This window comes from Malikia sp., from assembly GCF_028687635.1.
Lineage (GTDB): Bacteria > Pseudomonadota > Gammaproteobacteria > Burkholderiales > Burkholderiaceae_C > Malikia.
Map to the genome: position 1 here is coordinate 12,135 of NZ_JAQTZS010000034.1, position 18,265 is coordinate 30,399.

General features: G+C 68.5%; 12 protein-coding genes. 5 read left to right on the forward strand and 7 right to left on the reverse strand.

The annotated features are described in order from the left end of the window. Positions 1-37 precede the first annotated feature (37 nt). Both secD and secF read left to right on the forward strand, forming a co-directional pair. Complete coding sequence (gene secD, locus PHR85_RS14125; protein ID WP_300055483.1) at positions 38-1,942, forward strand: protein translocase subunit SecD; 1,905 nt, start codon at positions 38-40, stop codon at positions 1,940-1,942. A 12-nt stretch (positions 1,943-1,954) separates the two neighbouring features. Beyond that, positions 1,955-2,905, forward strand: coding sequence for a protein translocase subunit SecF (secF, locus tag PHR85_RS14130; protein WP_300055486.1), 951 nt, complete (start codon positions 1,955-1,957; stop codon positions 2,903-2,905). 2 nt (positions 2,906-2,907) lie between these two features. Here the strand turns inward: secF and dprA are convergent, their stop codons facing one another. Continuing rightward, positions 2,908-4,020, reverse strand: coding sequence for a DNA-processing protein DprA (gene dprA / locus PHR85_RS14135; protein ID WP_300055512.1), 1,113 nt, complete (start codon positions 4,018-4,020; stop codon positions 2,908-2,910). A 16-nt stretch (positions 4,021-4,036) separates the two neighbouring features. After that, positions 4,037-5,296, reverse strand: coding sequence for a LysM peptidoglycan-binding domain-containing protein (locus PHR85_RS14140; RefSeq protein ID WP_300055488.1), 1,260 nt, complete (start codon positions 5,294-5,296; stop codon positions 4,037-4,039). Positions 5,297-5,468: 172 nt separating this feature from the next. Here PHR85_RS14140 and def point away from each other — a divergent pair, with 172 nt between their 5' ends. Continuing rightward, complete coding sequence (gene def, locus PHR85_RS14145) at positions 5,469-5,987, forward strand: peptide deformylase (protein ID WP_300055491.1); 519 nt, start codon at positions 5,469-5,471, stop codon at positions 5,985-5,987. Between the two features lies 1 nt (position 5,988). Continuing rightward, the gene (fmt, locus tag PHR85_RS14150; RefSeq protein ID WP_300055492.1) at positions 5,989-6,960 is read left to right on the forward strand and encodes a methionyl-tRNA formyltransferase; all 972 of its coding nucleotides are present in this window, start codon (positions 5,989-5,991) and stop codon (positions 6,958-6,960) included. A 24-nt stretch (positions 6,961-6,984) separates the two neighbouring features. On the opposite strand, the gene PHR85_RS14155 is transcribed toward fmt, so the two are convergent. From PHR85_RS14155 to PHR85_RS14170, 4 genes are all read right to left on the reverse strand, one after another. After that, positions 6,985-9,036: an ATP-dependent helicase gene (locus tag PHR85_RS14155; RefSeq protein WP_300055495.1), complete on the reverse strand. Its 2,052-nt coding sequence runs from the start codon at positions 9,034-9,036 to the stop codon at positions 6,985-6,987. A gap of 109 nt (positions 9,037-9,145) precedes the next feature. Beyond that, on the reverse strand, positions 9,146-11,293 hold the full coding sequence (gene priA, locus PHR85_RS14160; protein WP_300055497.1) for a primosomal protein N': 2,148 nt from the start codon (positions 11,291-11,293) through the stop codon (positions 9,146-9,148). A 287-nt stretch (positions 11,294-11,580) separates the two neighbouring features. After that, a complete protein-coding gene (gene hemE / locus PHR85_RS14165) occupies positions 11,581-12,714 on the reverse strand; it encodes a uroporphyrinogen decarboxylase (protein ID WP_300055499.1) in 1,134 nt (377 codons plus the stop codon). Positions 12,715-12,796: 82 nt separating this feature from the next. Beyond that, positions 12,797-14,983, reverse strand: coding sequence for a thioredoxin family protein (locus PHR85_RS14170; RefSeq protein WP_300055502.1), 2,187 nt, complete (start codon positions 14,981-14,983; stop codon positions 12,797-12,799). Between the two features lie 98 nt (positions 14,984-15,081). Here PHR85_RS14170 and PHR85_RS14175 point away from each other — a divergent pair, with 98 nt between their 5' ends. Then, positions 15,082-15,927: a creatininase family protein gene (locus PHR85_RS14175; RefSeq protein WP_300055504.1), complete on the forward strand. Its 846-nt coding sequence runs from the start codon at positions 15,082-15,084 to the stop codon at positions 15,925-15,927. Positions 15,928-15,931: 4 nt separating this feature from the next. On the opposite strand, the gene PHR85_RS14180 is transcribed toward PHR85_RS14175, so the two are convergent. Beyond that, positions 15,932-17,884 carry an ATP-binding cassette domain-containing protein gene (locus PHR85_RS14180; protein ID WP_300055507.1) on the reverse strand — a complete coding sequence of 651 codons (1,953 nt, stop codon included), beginning with the start codon at positions 17,882-17,884 and terminating at the stop codon, positions 15,932-15,934. Between the last annotated feature and the right edge of the window lie 381 nt (positions 17,885-18,265).

The following is an 18,265-nucleotide window of genomic DNA, read 5'->3' on the forward strand; positions in this document are numbered from 1 at the left end:
TCCGGCCGTTCGGCTTTTTGAACGGAGCGCCAGGCTCATGAACCGATATCCCCTGTGGAAATACGTGACCATCGTGGTAGCGTTGCTGATCGCCACGATCTACACCCTGCCCAACTTCTTCGGCGAGGCGCCGGCCGTCCAGATCTCCTCGGGCAAGGCGACCGTCAAGGTCGACCACGCCATGGTCGCGCGCGTCGAGCAGGTGCTGGCGCAGCAGGGCCTGACGCTCGACGCGATCCAGTTCGATGGCAACTCGGTCAAGGCGCGTTTTGCCAGCACCGATCTGCAGATCAAGGCGCGCGATGCCATCGACCACGCGCTCAACCCCGATCCAGCCAATCCCAGCCATATCGTGGCATTGAACCTGCTGCCGCGCACCCCGGCCTGGCTGCAGTCGCTGCATGCGGCGCCGATGTACCTGGGGCTGGACCTGCGCGGCGGCGTGCATTTCATGCTGCAGGTCGACATGCCGGGCGCGCTGGTCAAGCGTGCCGAGGCCATGGCCGGCGACGCCCGCGGCGCGCTGCGCGAGAAGAACCTGCGCGCCGTCGTGCGCCGCGAGGGCCAGGCGCTCGATATCCGGCTGCGCGACGCCGCGTCGCTGGCGGCCGCTTCCGAATTGCTGTCGAACCAGTTCAATGACTGGGTCTTCACCCCCTCCCCGGCCGAGGGCGAGTTCCGCCTCACGGCTCGCCTCAAGCCCGAGGGCGCGCGCGCGATCCAGCAGCAGGCGCTCAAGCAGAACATCAACACCCTGAACAACCGCATCAACGAGCTCGGCGTGGCCGAGCCGGTGATCCAGCAGCAGGGCCAGGACCGGATCGTGGTCCAGCTGCCGGGCGTGCAGGACACGGCCAAGGCCAAGGACATCCTGGGCCGCACCGCGACGCTGGAAGTCCGCATGGTCGAGGCTCATGGCCAGCCGGGCGCGCGCGACTACAACCCGGCCCGCCTGCAGGAGGCCGAACAGGGCCTGGTGCCGCCCGGCACCGAGCTGATCTATTCGAACCGCGACGGCGTCAAGGAGCCGCTGCTGCTGTCGCGCGAGGTGGTCTTCAGCGGCGAGAACCTGACCGGCGCCGACGCCTCGATCGACCAGCAGAACTCGAGCTCTGTGGTCAGCGTGACGCTCGACGGCAAGGGCGGCGCCGCGATGCGCGCCGTGACCCGCGACGGCATCAAGCGCCGCATGGCGGTGGTGCTGATCGAGAAGGGCCGCCCCGAGGTGCTGACCGCGCCGACCATCCAGTCCGAGCTCAGCAACCGCTTCCAGATCACCGGCATGAACAGCCCGCAGGAGGCAACCGACCTCGCGCTGCTGATGCGCGCCGGCAGCCTGGCCGCGCCAATGGAGATCATCGAGGAGCGCACCATCGGCCCGAGCCTGGGCGCCGAGAACATCGCCAAGGGCTTCAACAGCGTGATTGGCGGCTTCATCGTGATCGCCGTCTTCATGTGCGTCTACTACATGCTGTTCGGCGTGTTCTCGAGCATCGCGCTGTCGGTCAACCTGCTGCTGCTGGTCGCCGTGCTGTCGATGCTGCAGGCCACGCTGACGCTGCCCGGCATCGCCGCGATGGCGCTGGCGCTGGGCATGGCGATCGACTCCAACGTGCTGATCAACGAGCGCATCCGCGAGGAACTGCGCAACGGCGCGGCGCCGCAAGCCGCGATCGCCGCCGGCTATGACCACGCCTGGGACACCATCCTGGACTCCAACATCACGACGCTGATCGCGGGCGTGGCGCTGCTGGCCTTCGGTACCGGCCCGGTGCGCGGCTTCGCGGTCGTGCACTGCATCGGCATCCTGACCAGCATGTTCTCGGCCGTGTTCTTCTCGCGCGGCCTGGTCAACCTCTGGTACGGCCGCCAGAAGAAGCTCAAGTCCGTGTCGATCGGCACGGTGTGGAAGCCGGCCGGCACCCCGGCCCAGGCCGACTGACAGGAAAACGACATGGAACTGTTTCGAATCAAGAAGGACATCCCCTTCATGCGCCACGCGCTGGTGCTCAACGCGGTGTCGTTGCTCACCTTCCTGGCGGCGGTCTTCTTCCTGTTCTCGCGCGGACTCAACTTCTCGGTCGAGTTCACCGGCGGCACCGTGATGGAAGTCGCCTACGAGCAGCCGGCCGATCTGGAGTCGGTGCGCAAGGTGGTGACCCAGCTCGGCTATGCCGACGTGCCGGTGCAGAACTTCGGCACCTCGCGCGACGTCCTGATGCGCCTGCCGGTGCTGCAGGGCCAGAGCTCGGGCCAGCAGAGCGAGGCCATGATGGCGGCGCTCAAGGCGCAGAACCCGGCGGTCTCGCTGCGCCGCACCGAGTTCGTCGGCCCGCAGGTCGGCAAGGAACTGCTGGCCGACGGCCTCAAGGCGCTGGCCTTCGTGATCGCCGGCATCATGTTCTACCTCGCGATCCGCTTCGAGTGGAAATACGCGGTCTCGGGCATCATCGCCAACCTGCACGACATCATCATCATCCTGGGCTTCTTCGCCTTCTTCCAGTGGGAGTTCTCGCTGGCGGTGCTGGCGGCGATCTTGGCCGTGCTGGGCTACTCGGTCAACGAGTCGGTGGTGATCTTCGACCGCATCCGCGAGACCTTCCGGCGCCAGCGCAAGATGGACTCGGTGCAGGTGATCGACCACGCCATCACCTCGACCATCAGCCGCACCATCATCACCCACGGCTCGACCCAGATCATGGTGCTGTCGATGCTGCTGTTCGGCGGCCAGACCCTGCACCATTTCGCGCTGGCGCTGACGATCGGCATCTGCTTCGGCATCTATTCGTCGGTGTTCGTCGCGGCCGCGATCGCGATGTGGCTGGGCATCAAGCGCGAGGACCTGGTCAAGGCGCCGAGCAAGAAGGGCGATCCGGACGATCCGCACTCCGGCGCGGTGGTCTGATTTCAGGTGGCGGCGCGGCGCTGGTAGACCCCGCCTGGCAGGCGCGCGACCAGGCCGTCGAATTCGAGTTCGAGCAGCCGGGCCTGCAGCGTCGCCGTGTCGAGGCCGCAGCGGGCCTGCAGCGCATCCAGTCCGCAGGGTTCGTGGCCCAGCGCCCGCAGCAGTGGGTCGCCCGTGAGCTGGCTTTCGGGCGCGGATGCCTCGCGGCCGGCATCGGCGGGCAGGCTGCCCGGGCTGGCTTGCAGTTCCTCCAGGATGTCCCGTGCCGACTCGACCAGCTTGGCGCCCTGGCGTATCAAGGCGTGGCAGCCGCGCGACTGCGGCGAGTGGATCGAGCCAGGGATCGCGAATACCTCGCGTCCCTGTTCGGCCGCCTGCCGGGCGGTGATCAGTGAGCCCGACTGCAGCGCGGCCTCCACCACCAGCACGCCCTGGCTCAGGCCCGAGATGATGCGGTTGCGCCGGGGGAAATTCGGCGCCAGCGGCGGCGTGCCCAGCGGGTATTCGCTGACCAGCAGGCCCTGCTCGGCGATGCGCCGCGCCAGCGCCTGATGCTTCTTGGGGTAGACCTGGTCCAGCCCGGTGCCGACCACCGCCAGCGTGCGGCCGCCGGCTTCCAGCGCGCCCTCGTGGGCGGCGCCGTCGATGCCGAGCGCGAGCCCCGAGACGATGCAGGCGCCGGCCTCGGCCAGTGCATGGGCGAACTGGCGCGCGTGATCGGCGCCCTGTGGCGTCGGGTTGCGGCTGCCGACCATGGCCAGTCGCAGCGGGTGGCGCAGCGCGAGCGGGTCGCCTTCCAGGTGCAGCAGCAGCGGCGGGTCCTCGGTCCGCAGCAGTTCGACCGGGTAGTCGGCGTCACCCAGCGTGAGCAGGTGGCGGCGCGCATCGCCCTCCAGCCAGGTCCGGGTGCGCTCGCACAGCGCGCGCCAGCCTTCAGGCTCGACCAGCAGCCGGTCGGCCAGCTTGCCGCCGACCACGGTGGCCAGTGCCGCACGCGGCTGGGCGAACAGGTCAGTCGGCAGCCCGAACGCCGCCAGCAGCTTGCGCGCCGTCGCATCGCCCACGCCGGGCGTGAGCTTGAGGCGCAGCCAGGCGTCCCGTTCGGCGTCCTGCATCGCGCGGCCGGCGTTCTCAGGGGTTGACGAAGCGGTCGCCGACCTTGACGCCATCGGTGATCTGCAGCACCAGGGCGTAGGAGACGCGCTCGAAGGCCCGGAACACGATCATCAGGCCGTTGCGTTCGCCCGGCAGACGCAAGTCGGGGCTGGCCGCGTCGGTCTTGTCGCGCAGCATGCCGCTGTCCTTGAGCAGCGCCAGCACATGGCCGCGCTCCAGCCCATCGCGCGCGCCGCGGTTGATCGTCACCACCTGGTTCTGGCCGGCAAAACGCACGGCATTGCCGTAGACCGACACCACCTGACCCTGCTGGGCCGGTTCGGGCTCGTGCGGGATGAACACCGGCAGCTCGCGCGGCGGCTCGGGCAGCAGCCGGTCGCCGACGCGGATCTCCTCCTTGGCCTGCGTGATGTCTATCGTCGCCGGCACGATCTGCGCGGTGGCCGTGCCGTCGGTCCCGGAACCCGTCAGCACGCCTTCACCGCGTTCGAGCTCGGCCCGGCCGACATACTGGGCCTCGTGGCCCAGGATCTCGCCGCTGGCCGGGTCCTTGAGCGCGACCGCGTTGCGAAAGACTCGGAACAGCCTGGGCGAGCCCTGTTCGAGCCGCAACGGCTGGCCGGACTGGTGACCAGCCTCGCCGTACTGGCCACGGGCGTAGGCGCGGTCGCCCTGGCTGAGCAGCACGCGGTTCTCCGGTGCGGCGACGATGCGGGCGGCACCGGCCAGGCTGTTCTCGTCGACGATCAGCGCCTCGTTCAGGAACGGCGCGATCACGCCGAGCGGAATCGGCGGGATCGCCGCCTCGGCCAGGTTTTCGGACCGGACCCGCGGCGACAGCCTGACCGTGGGCAGCACGCCCTGATCCAGACTGAGCCAGGCGCGACCGTTGGCCTTGTTGAGCAGCAACAGTTGGCCCGGAAAGATCAGGTGCGGATTGCGGATCTGCTGCAGGTTCATGCCCCAGAGTTCGGGCCAGCGCCAGGGCCGCCTGAGAAAGAGCCCCGAGATGTCCCACAGGGTGTCGCCGCGCTTGACCTGGTAGCGGTCCGGCGCGTCGGGGCTGAGCTCGGACAGCGGCACGCCGGCTTGCGCCACCCGCTGCGCGTCGCGGCGCTGACCGGATGTGATCGGGTAATCCGGCAAGGCCCAGGCGGAACTCGTCGCCCACAACAGGGTCAAACCGGCAGCGTGGGTCAGCAGACGGCGGCGTCCGCTTCCGTCCTCGGGCGCACCGGCTCCGTTGACTCGACCGGCCTGGCTCATGGCTGCCATTGCTTCCCCTTCTGGATGATGTGGATGTCCTGATCTGGCATCTTGTTTCCTCCTTATAACAAGTGCAAAACCCGCCTGTCCAGCCGAGGCAGGCAAAAGTCGCGAAAATACCGACATTCCTTGCGTGCCGTCCGTAGCGGCGGTTGCGCGCCTCAAACGATTTTCTCCCCTCATGTCCGATACCGAACTGCTGACCATCCTGCGTTATCCCGACCCGCGCCTGCACACCGTGGCCAAGCCCGTCGCGGCGGTGGACGATGCCATCCGCGCCATGATCGAGCGCATGCTCGCGACCATGTATGCCGCGCAAGGCATCGGCCTGGCCGCGACCCAGGTCGACTTCCACCAGCGCCTGGTCGTGATCGACACCAGCGAGGAGCGCGATCAGCCCCTGGTGCTGATTAACCCCGAGATCGAGTGGGCCAGTCCGACCCAGCGCCGGGGCGAGGAGGGCTGCCTGTCGGTGCCCGGCATCTACGACGGCGTCGAGCGCTCGATCGCGGTCAAGGTGCGCGCACTCGATGAAAAGGGCGAAAGCCGCCTGATCGAGGCCGAGGGCCTGCTGGCGGTCTGCATCCAGCACGAGATCGATCACCTCAATGGCAAGGTCTTCGTGCAGCACCTGTCGCAGCTCAAGCGCGACCGCATCAGGGCCAAGCTGGTCAAGGCCGAACGCGAGGCCAGGCGCTGAGATGGCGGGCCCGAAGGTCGTCTTCGCGGGCACGCCCGAGTTCGCCGCCGTCGCGCTGCAGGCGCTGCTGGCCGCCGGCTTCGAGGTGAAGCTGGTGCTGACCCAGCCCGACCGCCCGGCCGGGCGTGGCATGAAGCTGCAGGCCTCGCCGGTCAAGCAGCTGGCGCTGCGCCACGGCATCCCGGTGTCGCAACCGATGAGCCTGCGGCTCGACGGCAAGTACCCGGATGATGTGGCCGCCGCGCGCGCGGCGCTGCTGGCGGCCGATGCCGATGTCATGGTGGTGGCCGCCTACGGCCTGATCCTGCCCGCCTGGACGCTTGAGCTGCCGCGTCTCGGTTGCCTGAACATCCATGCCTCGCTGCTGCCGCGCTGGCGCGGCGCGGCGCCGATCCACCGCGCGATCGAGGCCGGCGACCTGGAGACCGGCATCACCATCATGCAGATGGACCAGGGGCTCGACACCGGCGACATGCTGCTGGTGGAAAAGCTGACGATCCGCGCCGATGACAGTACCGGCGCCCTGCATGACCGACTGGCGGTGCTGGGTGGGCGCCTGATCGTCGAGGCGCTCGAACTGGCCGCCTGTGGCGGGCTGAGCCGGACCCCGCAGCCAGCCGAGGGCGTCAACTACGCGCACAAGATCGAGAAGGCCGAGGCGCTGCTCGACTGGTCGCTCGATGCCGCCACGCTGGCACGCCGGGTGCGTGCCTTCAATCCCTTCCCGGGCGCGGTCACGGGCTGGCAGGGCGAGTCGCTCAAGGTCTGGACGGCTTTCGCCGAGGGCGAGGAGCCTGCGAGCGAGGCGTTTCCCGCCGGCCGCGTGCGCTCGGCCGATGCCGACGGCGTGCGGGTGCAGACGGGCGCCGGCGTGCTGCGCCTGACCGAGCTGCAGCGCGCGGGCGGCAAGCGGCTGGCGGCGGCGGATTTCCTGCGCGGCGTCGCGCTGGAAGCGGGCGCGCAACTGGGCTGATTCGGGCGCCAGCGCTGGCCGCGCTCAGGTCTTCGCCTGCGCCTTGGCCTGTTCGGAGCGCGCGGCGAATTCGGCCCGCAGCGCGCGCAGCTTCTCGCGCGGGTCTTCCTTGACCGTGGCCTGGTCCAGCGCCATCTCCTCGATGAAGCGGCTGGGCTGGCCCGGGATCAGCTCGCGGCCCTTCTTGCGCCGCTTGAGCCAGCTCACGACCAGGGTCTGCTGCGCGCGCGTGATGCCGACGTACATCAGGCGGCGCTCCTCCTGGATGCGCAAGGCCAGCGCCGCGCCATCGCCCTCGTCGTCGGGCTTGAAGGGCAGCAGGCCCTCGTTGACGCCGGCCAGGATCACATGCGGCCATTCCAGGCCCTTGGAGGCGTGCAGCGTCGAGAGCGTGACCTGGTCGGCCTCCTGCTCGCGCTCCGAGATGGTGGAAAGCAGCGCGATCGTCTGCGCGACTTCCAGCATCGATTTGACCTCGCGCTCGCTCGTGACGCCGCCGCTGTCGTCGATCTGGCCGCCGCAGCGCTGCGCCACCCAGTCGCAGAAGTCGACCACGTTGCCCCAGCGCGCGGCGGCGGCCTTTTCGCTGTCCTCGCTGTCGTGGAGGTATTGCTCGTAGCCGATGTCCTTCAGCCAGTCGCTCAGGAAGGCCTTGGCTGCCTCGGCGCCGTGGGTGTGGCGCGCCCGGTGTTCGAGGTCGTTGAGGTAGCGGCCGAACTCGTGCAGACCCGCCAGCGCGCGTGCGTTGACCGCCGCCGCCAGCGAATGCGAGAACAGCGACTCGAACAGGCTGAGCCGGTACTGGGTCGCGAAGGCGCCGAGCTGGGCCAGCGTCTGGTGGCCGATGCCGCGCTTCGGGGTCGTGATCGTGCGCAGGAAGGCCGGGTCATCGTTGTTGTTGACCAGCAGCCGCAGCCAGGCGCAGAGGTCCTTGATCTCGGCCCGGTCAAAGAAGCTCTGGCCCCCCGAGACCTTGTACGGGATCTGTGCCCGGCGCAGCGCCTTTTCCAGCGCGCGCGCCTGGTGGTTGGCGCGGTAGAGGATCGCGAAGTCCTTGAACGCCTTGTGCTGGTGGTTGGCGCGCAGACCCTGGATGCGGGCGACGGCGCGCTCGGCCTCATGCTCCTCCTGGTCGCAGGCGGTCACGCGCACCGGCTCGCCCTCGCCAAGCTCGCTCCAGAGCGTCTTCGGGAACAGCTTGGGATTCGGGCCGATCACGTTGTTGGCCGCGCGCAGGATGGCGCTGGTCGAACGGTAGTTCTGCTCCAGCTTGATCACGCGCAGCTCGGGGTAGTCCTGCGGCAGCTTCTTCAGGTTGTCCAGCGTCGCGCCGCGCCAGCCGTAGATCGACTGGTCGTCGTCCCCCACCGCGGTGAAGCGGCCGCGCTCGCCGACCAGCAGCTTGAGCAGCTCGTACTGGGTCGCGTTGGTGTCCTGGTACTCGTCGACCAGCACATGGCCGAGCTTCTGCTGCCATTTCTCGCGCACCTCGGGGAAGTCGCGCAGCAGCTTGAGCGGCAGCGCGATCAGGTCGTCGAAGTCCACGCTCTGGTAGGCGGCCAGCCGTTCCTGGTAGCGCGCCATCACCAGCGCGATCACGCGTTCGGTCTCGTCCTTGGCCTGGGCCAGCGCCTGCTCCGAGTTCAGGCCAGCCCCCTTCCAGCTGCTGATGATCCACTGCCACTGGCGCGCGGTCGCGCTGTCGGTGGTGCCGCCGCAGTCCTTCAGGATGCCGGTGATGTCGTCGGTGTCGAGGATGGAGAACTGGCTCTTGAGTCCGAGCGCCTTGCCGTCCTCGCGCAGCAGCCGCACCCCCAGCGAGTGGAAGGTGCAGATCAGCACATCCTTGGCGGCCTTGCCGACCAGCTGGCGCGCGCGCTCGCGCATCTCGGCCGCCGCCTTGTTGGTGAAGGTGATGGCGGCGATCCGGTTGGCCGCCAGCCCGGCCTGGATCAGGCGCCCGATCTTGTGCGTGATGACCCGCGTCTTGCCCGAGCCGGCGCCGGCCAGCACCAGGCAGGGGCCGCCGAGGTGATTCACGGCATCGAGTTGGGCGATGTTCAGACCGGCTGACATGGGGTGGTGCGCATGAAAAAGCTTTCGATGATAAGGGTTTGGCGGTTTTTTCGCTGGAGGATGCTGGCCCAAGTTCCGAGGCCTGCCTGTTCAGCAGGGTGGCCCTGCCTCAGATCGCCAGCGGATCGACATCGATGGCCCAGCGCAGCACGCCCTTGGCCTCGGGCTGGCTGCGCGCCAGCTGCAGCTGCTCCTGCCAGGCTGTCAGGAAGGCCTGCAGCGCTGGCCGCGAGTCGCTCTCGATCAGCAGCTGCGCGCGTTCGACGTTGGCTAAGCGCTGGATCGCCATCGGCACCGCCGGGTAGAGCGTCAGGTGCTGGCGCCCGGGCAGCGGCTCGCCGGCCTGCGCGGCGAGATTGAGCAGCGCCTGCGCCGCCTCCTGGGTGCGGGCCTCGGCGCGCACCAGCGCCTGGAACGAGTAGGGCGGCATCAGCGCGGCCTCGCGCTCCTGCAGCTGCTGCGTCGCGAAGGCCGGGTAGTCCTGCCGGGCCAGGGCCGCGAACAGCGGATGCGCGGGGTACCAGGTCTGCACCCAGAGCTCGACCGCAGCGCCCTGCGCCGCGACGAATTCGGCGTCACGCCCGGCGCGTCCCGCCGCCTGCAGCAGCAGCGCGAACAGACGCTCGGGCGCGCGGTAGTCGCTCGCGAACAGGCCGCCATCGGGATTGACGGCGGCGACCAGCGTGATGCGGCGGAAATCGTGGCCCTTGGCGATCATCTGGGTGCCGACCAGCAGATCGAACTCGCCCTCGTGCATCTGGCCGAGCCGTTGTTCCAGACTGCCCTTGGCGCGCGTGCTGTCGGCATCCAGCCGCAGCACGCGGATCGGCCCGCCATCGGCCCGCCTGGCATCGGCCAGCAGGCCGGCGAGCTGCTCCTCCAGCTGCTCGGTGCCGCGCCCGACCGGCGCGATGTCGAGGTTGCCGCAGTCCGGGCAGGCATAGGGCACGCGCGAGCTGTGGCCGCAGTGGTGGCAGCGCAGGGTGCGGTCGATCTTGTGGAACACCGCGTGCGCGCTGCAGTGCGGGCAGTCGCTCTTCCAGCGGCAGGCGTGGCAGGCCAGCACCGGCGCGTAGCCGCGCCGGTTGAGCAGGATCATGCTCTGTTCGCCGCGCGCGGCCCGTTCGGCGATCGCGCTCACCAGCGGCGGCGCGATCACGCACTGCTTGGGCTGGTGGTTCATGTCGACCAGCCGCAGCCTGGGCAGCGCGCCGCCACCGATGCGCTGCGGCATGTCCAGCCTGAGGTAGCGCCCGAGCTCAGCGGCACGCCAGCTCTCCAGCGAGGGCGTGGCCGAACCCAGCAGCACCCGGCAATGGCTGGATGCGCGGCCCTGGCTTTCCAGCCTGGCGCGGTAGATCGCGAGGTCGCGCGCCGAGTAGCGCGCCCCTTCCTGACTCTTGTAGCTCGGATCATGTTCCTCGTCGACCACGATCAGGCGCAGCCGGGGCAGGCTGGCGAAGATGGCCATCCGGGTGCCGAGCACGATGCGGGCCTGGCCCTGGTGCGCCAGCAGCCAGTGGTCGAGTCGCTGCGCCGGCGTCAGCCCGCTGTGCAGCGAGACCACGCCCCAGCGCGCGAAGCGCTCCGTGAAGCGGGCTTCGAGCTGTGGCGTCAGGTTGATCTCCGGCACCATGATCAGGGCCTGGGCCAGCGTATCCTGTTCGAGCAGATCCTGCACCGCGCGCAGGTAGACCTCGGTCTTGCCGCTGCCGGTGGTGCCGAACAGCAGTGCCGGTCTATCGGCCTGCTGGAAGCGCTGCAGCGATTCGGCCTGTTCGGGACTGAGCCCGGGGGCGGTCGTGGCCTCGCCCATGGGCACGGATTCCGGCGCCAGGTGCTCGGTGCCCGCTGCCTTGGCCAGGCGCTTGAGCTTGCGCGCGAGCTGTTCTGGCTGCAGGTCGCGCAGTTGCGGCGGCAAGGCGGCCAGCGCGACCTCCCCCAGGCTGCGCTGGTAGTAGCGTGCCGCGAAGCTGGCGAGCCCGCGCCAGTTGGCGTTGAGCGGTGGTATCGCATCGAGTACCTGCAGCACCGGACGCACCTGTCCGGGCTCCAGTCCTTCCAGGCTCAATCCGGGTGCATCCCAGACCAGTCCCAGCAGCTCGCGCTTGCCCAGTGGCACCCGTACCAGCGTGCCCGGTTCCAGCGCCCGATCGTGCACATAGGTCAGTGCCGGCCCCAGGCCGCTGTAGGCCGGCGTGGTCACGACCACGGCCAGCGGGATAAGGTCGCCAGTCGAGTCGGCGGGCTCAGTCATTCATCGGGTTCGAAGGTGGGTCTTGCTGCTGCCAGCATGCCATTGAAGTCAAGCACATTTTCTGTGGATAACTTTGTTGGCAACCATTGCGGGGCTGGCGTCACAGCGGGACTTCGACGGCATTCCAGATTTTTCCCTGCAACTCAATGGAATAAAAAATCCATTTGGAACAACAGCTTGATGTTTTCATGGGGCTGGGTTCCGACATCGGGCGGCAGCATGACGGGTCTTTTTCCGCTGCGACCAAACTGTGCAAAAGCCTGCGATTCCCGGCTCGGCCCATTGCCTCAGGCGCGTGCGCGCATCAGGCGCGAATGCGCATGCACCGTGTCGACCAGCACCTTCACGCTCTCGGGCGGCGTGTGCTGGCTGATGCCATGGCCCAGGTTGAAGATATGCGTCGGACCGGTCTGGTCGCGATCGGTGTGCGGCGTGCCAAAGCTCTCCAACACGCGCCGTACCTCGGCCGCGACCTGCTCGGGGTTGGCGAACAGCACGTTCGGGTCCAGATTGCCCTGCAGCGCCTTGCCTGGGCCACCGACATGGCCACCAATCCGCGCGCGGGCCTGCGCCAGGTTCACCGTCCAGTCCAGGCCCAGCACATCGCAGTCCAGGGTATTCATGTCATCCAGCCACAGGCCGCCGCCCTTGGTGAAGACAATGCGCGGGATGCGCTGGCCGTTGAACTCCTTGGGCAGCTGGTCCAGCACGCGCCGGGTGTAGGCCAGGCTGAACTGCTGGAAGTTGCCATCGGCCAGCACGCCGCCCCAGCTGTCGAAGATCATCACGGCCTGGGCGCCGGCTTCGATCTGGGTGCGCAGGTAGAGCGCGACCGCGTCGGCGTTGATTTCCAGCATGCGCCGCATCAGGTCGGGGCGCTGGTACATCAGCGTCTTGACCTGGCGGTAGTCGTCCGAGCCGCCACCCTCGACCATGTAGCAGGCCAGCGTCCAGGGGCTGCCCGAGAAGCCGATCAGCGGGACGCGGCCATTGAGCGCCCGGCGGATCGAGGTCACCGCGTCGAACACATAGCGCAACTTGTCCATGTCGGGCACGGCCAGGGCGGCGACGTCGGCCTCGGTGCGCACCGTCTTGGCGAACTTGGGGCCTTCGCCCAGCGCAAAGCTCAGGCCGAGGCCCATCGCGTCGGGCACGGTCAGGATGTCGCTGAACAGGATGGCCGCGTCCAGGTCGTAGCGCTCCAGCGGCTGCAGCGTCACCTCGGTGGCGTAGTCCACGTTGGTGGCCAGCCCCATGAAGCTGCCGGCCTGGGCGCGCGTGGCGCGGTATTCGGGCAGATAGCGGCCTGCCTGGCGCATCAGCCAGACCGGGGTGTGATCGGTGGCCTGGCGCAGGCAGGCGCGCAGGAAGCTGTCGTTTTGCAGCGGGGCAAAGCCGCTGGGGGTCGCGTTCGTGCTCATCCCGCCATTGTCGCAGCAGCGGTGCCAGACCACCTCAGGCCCGCGCCGTAGATCGCTCTGATCTTGATTGATCGTAAACCGCTCAGCGTGGGTCCAGCGCCTGCGTCACCTCGGCGACGCTGGGCAGTTCCGACAGCAGCCTGGGCGCCTTGCCGGGCCGATAGACGGCGTAGGTCGGCACGCCGTTGCGCCCCACTGCCGCCAGTGCCTGGGTCACGGCCGGGTCGCGCCGGGTCCAGTCGGCGCGCAGCAGCACCACGCCGTCGGCTGCGAAGCGGTCCAGCAGTCCGGGGTCCGACAGCACCGTGCCCTTGTTGTATTGGCAGGTCACGCACCAGGCCGCCGTGTAGTCCACGAACACTGGTTTTCCGGCTGCCTGCAGACTCGCCATCCGCTCGGGTGTCCAGGGATGCCAATTCCGGTCGTCGGTCGGCAGGTCGGCTGCGGTGGTCCCCATCACGGCCCGGGCCTGAGGCTGAGGCGTCCAGATCCGGTCGCCACCTTGCCAGAGCAAGGTCACCAGTCCCGCCAGCACCAGCGGTGCCAGCAGCTTGCGCGCCCGTCCGTGCCGGCCCAGTGCCCAGGCCAGCCAGGCCAGCAGCAACAAGGCCAGCAACAGCGTCGCCGCCCCGTCGATGCCGGTCTGCTGTCCCAGCACCCAGAGCAGCCAGACCACCGTCGCGAGCATCGGAAACGCCATGAACTGGCGCAGCGTCTCCATCCAGGCGCCCGGTCGGGGCAACGCATGCGCCACCCAGGGCGAGAAGCTGGCCGCCAGATAAGGCAGCGCCATGCCGGTGCCTATGGCGCAGAAGACGGCCAGCGCCTGTGCGGTCGGCAGCCCGATAGCCAGCCCCAGCGAGGCGCCCATGAAGGGCGCCGTGCAGGGCGATGCCACCGCCACCGCCAGCACGCCGGTCAGGAAGGCATCCGCCAGCGGATGACGCAATTGCAGCCCCGCCAGCGAGGCCGGCAGCACGCGGCCGAACTCGCACAGCCCCGCCAGGTTCAGGCCGATCGCGGTGAACAGCAAGGCCAGGCCGGCCACCACCGCCGGATTCTGCAACTGGAAGCCCCAGCCCAGCTGTTCGCCCGCCGCTCGCAGCGCCAGCAGCAGGCCGCCCAGCGCCAGGAAGGACAGCAGCACGCCCGCCGTGTAGGCCAGGCCGGCCCGGCGGTGCGCGCGCCGGTCATCGGCATGGCGCGCGAAGGCCATCACCTTGATCGCCAGCACCGGGAACACGCAAGGCATCAGATTCAGGATCAGTCCGCCCGCCAGCGCACCGAGCAGGGCAGCCCAGAGCCCGATCCCGCCGGCGGCTCCGGCCTCGGGGGGCGGCTGAATCTGTGTGGCTGGCGGGATTTGCGCCAGCGCCTGCTTCAGGGCTTCGGGCACTTCGCTGCGCTGCGCGGTGGCCGGCCAAGCCCCTTCCACCAGCACCTCCAGCCGTACCCCCGCAGGACGGTCGTCCTTGCCTGCCAGCGCCACCACGAGCGGCACCTGGGTCGGCCCTTCGCTGCGGTCTGGCGACAAGGGCAGGCTGGCACTCCAGCGTGCGCCCTCCCAGGCCTGGGTCCAGGGCGCACCCGGTGTGATCAGCCCCACGATTTCGGGGAAGATCTCCAGCGTCTGTCCGCGCCAACCCGTAGGCAATCCCTCCAGGCTGACCTTCAGGGATTTTTCATCCGGACGCAGCCGGCTTCCGTTGGCCGGCTGGGTGCGCGGCGCCGCATCCCAGGCCTGCTGGAACAGGCCCGCATGCTGGGCCGTCGAGCCCTGGACGGGAATCCGGAGCTGGAAGCGACCTTCCTCGGGGATGCATTCCTGGCGGCAGACCAGCCAGCTCGCGTGCAGCGCCAGTTCCAACTCGCTGCCACTGAATTCGGACGTCACGGTCACGGGCACTGGCAGCAACACCTGGCCGTCGTAGCCGTAGTTGGCCAGCTCGCCGAGCGGGAACTTGCGCGGCGTCGGCCAGGCGATCTCGCCCGCGCTGGCACCAGCCGGCAGGGTCCAGCGCAGCTCGGTCGGCAGGCCCGAGTCGCCCGCGTTCTTCCAGTAGCTGTGCCAGCCGGGCGCGTGCTGCAGTTGCAGCCCCAGCCAGAGTGGCTTGCCGGCTGTCACGCCCTCGGGCGCATGGACCAGCAACTCGGCCCGCACCTGGGCGGTCTTGACGACAGCGCCTCCCGTCAGGTCCAGCGCCCGTGAGGGCAAGGCTGTCGCGGTCAGCCAGGCATATAGCAGAAGGGCAATCCAGTGGCGCATCATCAAGGCAGTAATGTGGTGTCCGATCGGGGCCTGTGGCAATCCCGATCCTGCATTGTGCAGGAGGGGGTCAGACCCTGCCGGGGGCTTAAGATCTCGCCATGCCCGCTTCCTCACTCGCCCTGCGCCGCTGGGCCGATCTCTGCACCACCGACTTCCCCCGCCTCGATTCCGGGCGCACCGTTGCCGTGCTGCCCGTTGCCGCGATCGAGCAGCATGGCCCGCACCTGCCGCTGTCGGTCGATGCCGACCTGGTCGAAGGCATACTCGCGGCCGCCGGCCCGCACCTGCCGGACAGCTGTCCGGCCTATCTGCTGCCGACCCAGTCGATCGGATTGAGCCCCGAGCACCAGCGCTTCCCCGGTACCCTCACGCTGCGGCCCGAGACCGTGTTGCGGCTCTGGACCGACATCGGCGAATCGGTCGCCCGCGCCGGCGTGCGCAAGCTGCTGATCTTCAACAGCCACGGCGGCCATGCCGGCATCATGGATCTGGTCGCGCGCGATCTTCGCACCCGCCTCGGCCTGCTGGTCTACAGCGCGAGCTGGTTCAACCTGCCGCTGCTCGACGCGCAGGGCCAAGACCTCGACGCCCGCATCAGTCCCGCCGAGCACCGCTTCGGCATCCATGCCGGCCAGGTCGAAACCTCGATGATGCTGGCGCTCAAGCCCGAGCTGGTAAGGATGGATCGCGCCCGCGACTTTGCGTCCACTTCGCAACAGCGCGCCGCTCAATACCCGATCCTGGGCAATGGCCGCAGCGCCAAGCTGGCCTGGCAGATGCAGGACTACCACCCGCAAGGCGCGGTCGGCAACGCCGCGCTGGCCGATGCCGCGACGGGTCGAGAGCTGGTCGCAGCCGCCGGGCGCTCGCTGGCCCAGTTGCTGCAGGAGCTCAGCCAGCTGCCGCTCTCCACGCTGGTGGACCGGCCCGACCTGAGCTCCTGAGCCCTCAGACGCCGCCGAGCTGCTCCCAGCGCTCCAGCGCCGTCATCAGCGCCTCCTCGATCTCGCCGTGGCGCGCCGACAGCAAGGCGGCCTTGGCCGGATCGTTCGCATACAACTGGCCGTCGGCCAGTGCCTGGTCGATCCGTTGCTGTTCCTGCTCCAGCGCCTCCATCTGTGCCGGCAGTGCCTCAAGCTCGCGCTGCTCCTTGTAGCTCAGCTTGCGCTTGACCGGCGGCGCGACGCTGGGCGACGGCACAGCCGCAGCCGCAGCTGTACCTGCTGCGGTCGCAGCCTGTCCCTTGGCCGCCAGCGTCTTGTCGCCCAGCTTGCCTGAAGAGGTCCTGGCACCCCAGGGTGATCCGGCCACCGCGCCCTGCGCCCGTGCCGCCTGTGTCAGCCAGTCCTGCACGCTGCCCTCGTATTCGCGCCACAGGCCGTCGCCCTCGAACACGATGGTGCTCGTGACCACGTTGTCGAGGAAGCGCCGGTCATGACTGACCAGGAACACCGTGCCCTCGTACTCGGCCAGCAAGCCTTCGAGCAGCTCCAGCGTGTCGATGTCGAGGTCGTTGGTGGGTTCGTCCAGCACCAGCACGTTGGCCGGGCGCGCGAACAGGCGCGCCAGCAGCAGTCGGTTGCGCTCGCCACCCGACAGCGTCCTGACTGGCGCGTGCGCTCGCGCTGGCGAGAACAGGAAATCACTCAGATAGCTCTTCACATGGGTGCGGCGGCCGTTGATCTCGACCCACTCGCTGCCTGGGCTGATGAAATCCTCCAGCGTCGCGTCCAGGTCGAGCTGATCCCGCATCTGGTCGAAATAGGCCACCTGCATCTGCGTGCCGCGCTTGACCGTCCCCTCGTCGGGCTCCAGCTGACCCAGGATCAGCTTCAGCAGCGTGGTCTTGCCGGCGCCGTTCGGGCCGATCAGGCCGACCTTGTCGCCACGCAGGATGGTGGCGGTGAAATTCTTGACGATGGTCTTGCGCGAGTCGCCGTCGCCGAACCACTTGCTGGCGTTCTCCAGCTCGGCCACCAGCTTGCCGCTCGGCGCGCCACTGCTGACCTCCATCCGCACCCGGCCCACGGCCTCGCGCCGCTGCGAGCGCTGGGAGCGCAGCACCGAAAGCCGCTCGATGCGCGCCTGCGCCCGCGTGCGCCGCGCCTCGACTCCCTTGCGGATCCAGATCTCTTCCTGGGCCAGCAGCTTGTCGGCCTTGGCGTTGATCACCGCTTCCTGCGCGAGCTGCTCTTCCTTCAGCACCTGATACTGGCTGAAGTTGCCCGCATAGCTCATCAGCCGGCCGCGGTCGAGTTCGACCGTCCGCGTCGTGACCCGGTCCAGGAAGGCGCGGTCGTGGCTGATCACCACCACGCTGCCCTTGAAGCCCAGCAACAGCTCCTCCAGCCAGCCGATCGCGTCGAGGTCGAGGTGGTTGGTCGGCTCGTCGAGCAGCAGCACATCGGGCTGGCTGACCAGGGCGCGCGCCAGGGCCACCCGTTTCTTGAGTCCGCCCGACAGCTCGCCGACCCGGGTCGAGCCATCGAGTTGCAGCTTGTCCAGCGTCTGTTCGACCCGCTGTTCCCAGTTCCAGGCATCGAGCGCCTCGATCTCGTTTTGCAGCGCGTCGAGATCGACCCCTGGCGCATGTTCCAGATACTGCTCGCGCACCCATTTGGCGCGCGCCAGTCCTTCGCTCGTGACATCGAACACGCTCGCATCGCCATCCAGCACCGGCTCCTGCGGCACATAGGCTTGGCGCAAGCCGTTCTGCGTCTGGACCAGACCATCGTCCGGCCTTTCGCTACCCGCCAATATCTTGAGCAGCGACGACTTGCCGGTGCCGTTGCGACCCACGAGACCGACGCGCTCCTGCGTTTCGAGGGAGAAGTCTTGGTGATCCAGCAAGGGCACATGCCCGAACGCCAGCGATACCTGATTGAGAGTGATCAAAGCCATGAGAGCGATTATCCGCCCGACCCATACTCATCATCCCAAGCCCAAGCCCAAGCCCAAGCCCAAGCCCAAGCCCAAGCCCAAGCCCAAGCCCAAGCCCAAGCCCAAGCCCAAGCCCAAGCCCAAGCCCAAGCCCAAGCCTGTCCGGCTGTTTTCGCCCAACCTCAAAATTTTTTGGCTGCGGTCTTCAAAACGTCGCGCGGCGGGTATAGAATTTGACTCCCGACGCAAAAGACCTTGTCTTCTGCCTCAGGTTAGTCCGGCAGCTCGAAGAAAAAATCTTCAGTCCCCTGGGTCAAGGCGCAGGAAACTGTGTCATAATTCAAGGCTTCGCTGATCGCAGCGAGGCAAACGAAGCGAAGTGACAAAAGTCGCCGAGCAGGT

Bases quoted from the DNA above. Each gene is read 5' to 3' on its own strand.
- PHR85_RS14140 (WP_300055488.1), bottom strand. From the start codon at position 5,296: ATGGCAGCCATGAGCCAGGCCGGTCGAGTCAACGGAGCCGGTGCGCCC.
- PHR85_RS14180 (WP_300055507.1), bottom strand. From the start codon at position 17,884: ATGGCTTTGATCACTCTCAATCAGGTATCGCTGGCGTTCGGGCATGTG.
- PHR85_RS14170 (WP_300055502.1), bottom strand. From the start codon at position 14,983: ATGATGCGCCACTGGATTGCCCTTCTGCTATATGCCTGGCTGACCGCG.
- PHR85_RS14175 (WP_300055504.1), top strand. From the start codon at position 15,082: ATGCCCGCTTCCTCACTCGCCCTGCGCCGCTGGGCCGATCTCTGCACC.
- dprA (WP_300055512.1), bottom strand. From the start codon at position 4,020: ATGCAGGACGCCGAACGGGACGCCTGGCTGCGCCTCAAGCTCACGCCC.
- hemE (WP_300055499.1), bottom strand. From the start codon at position 12,714: ATGAGCACGAACGCGACCCCCAGCGGCTTTGCCCCGCTGCAAAACGAC.
- def (WP_300055491.1), top strand. From the start codon at position 5,469: ATGTCCGATACCGAACTGCTGACCATCCTGCGTTATCCCGACCCGCGC.
- secF (WP_300055486.1), top strand. From the start codon at position 1,955: ATGGAACTGTTTCGAATCAAGAAGGACATCCCCTTCATGCGCCACGCG.
- priA (WP_300055497.1), bottom strand. From the start codon at position 11,293: ATGACTGAGCCCGCCGACTCGACTGGCGACCTTATCCCGCTGGCCGTG.
- secD (WP_300055483.1), top strand. From the start codon at position 38: ATGAACCGATATCCCCTGTGGAAATACGTGACCATCGTGGTAGCGTTG.
- fmt (WP_300055492.1), top strand. From the start codon at position 5,989: ATGGCGGGCCCGAAGGTCGTCTTCGCGGGCACGCCCGAGTTCGCCGCC.
- PHR85_RS14155 (WP_300055495.1), bottom strand. From the start codon at position 9,036: ATGTCAGCCGGTCTGAACATCGCCCAACTCGATGCCGTGAATCACCTC.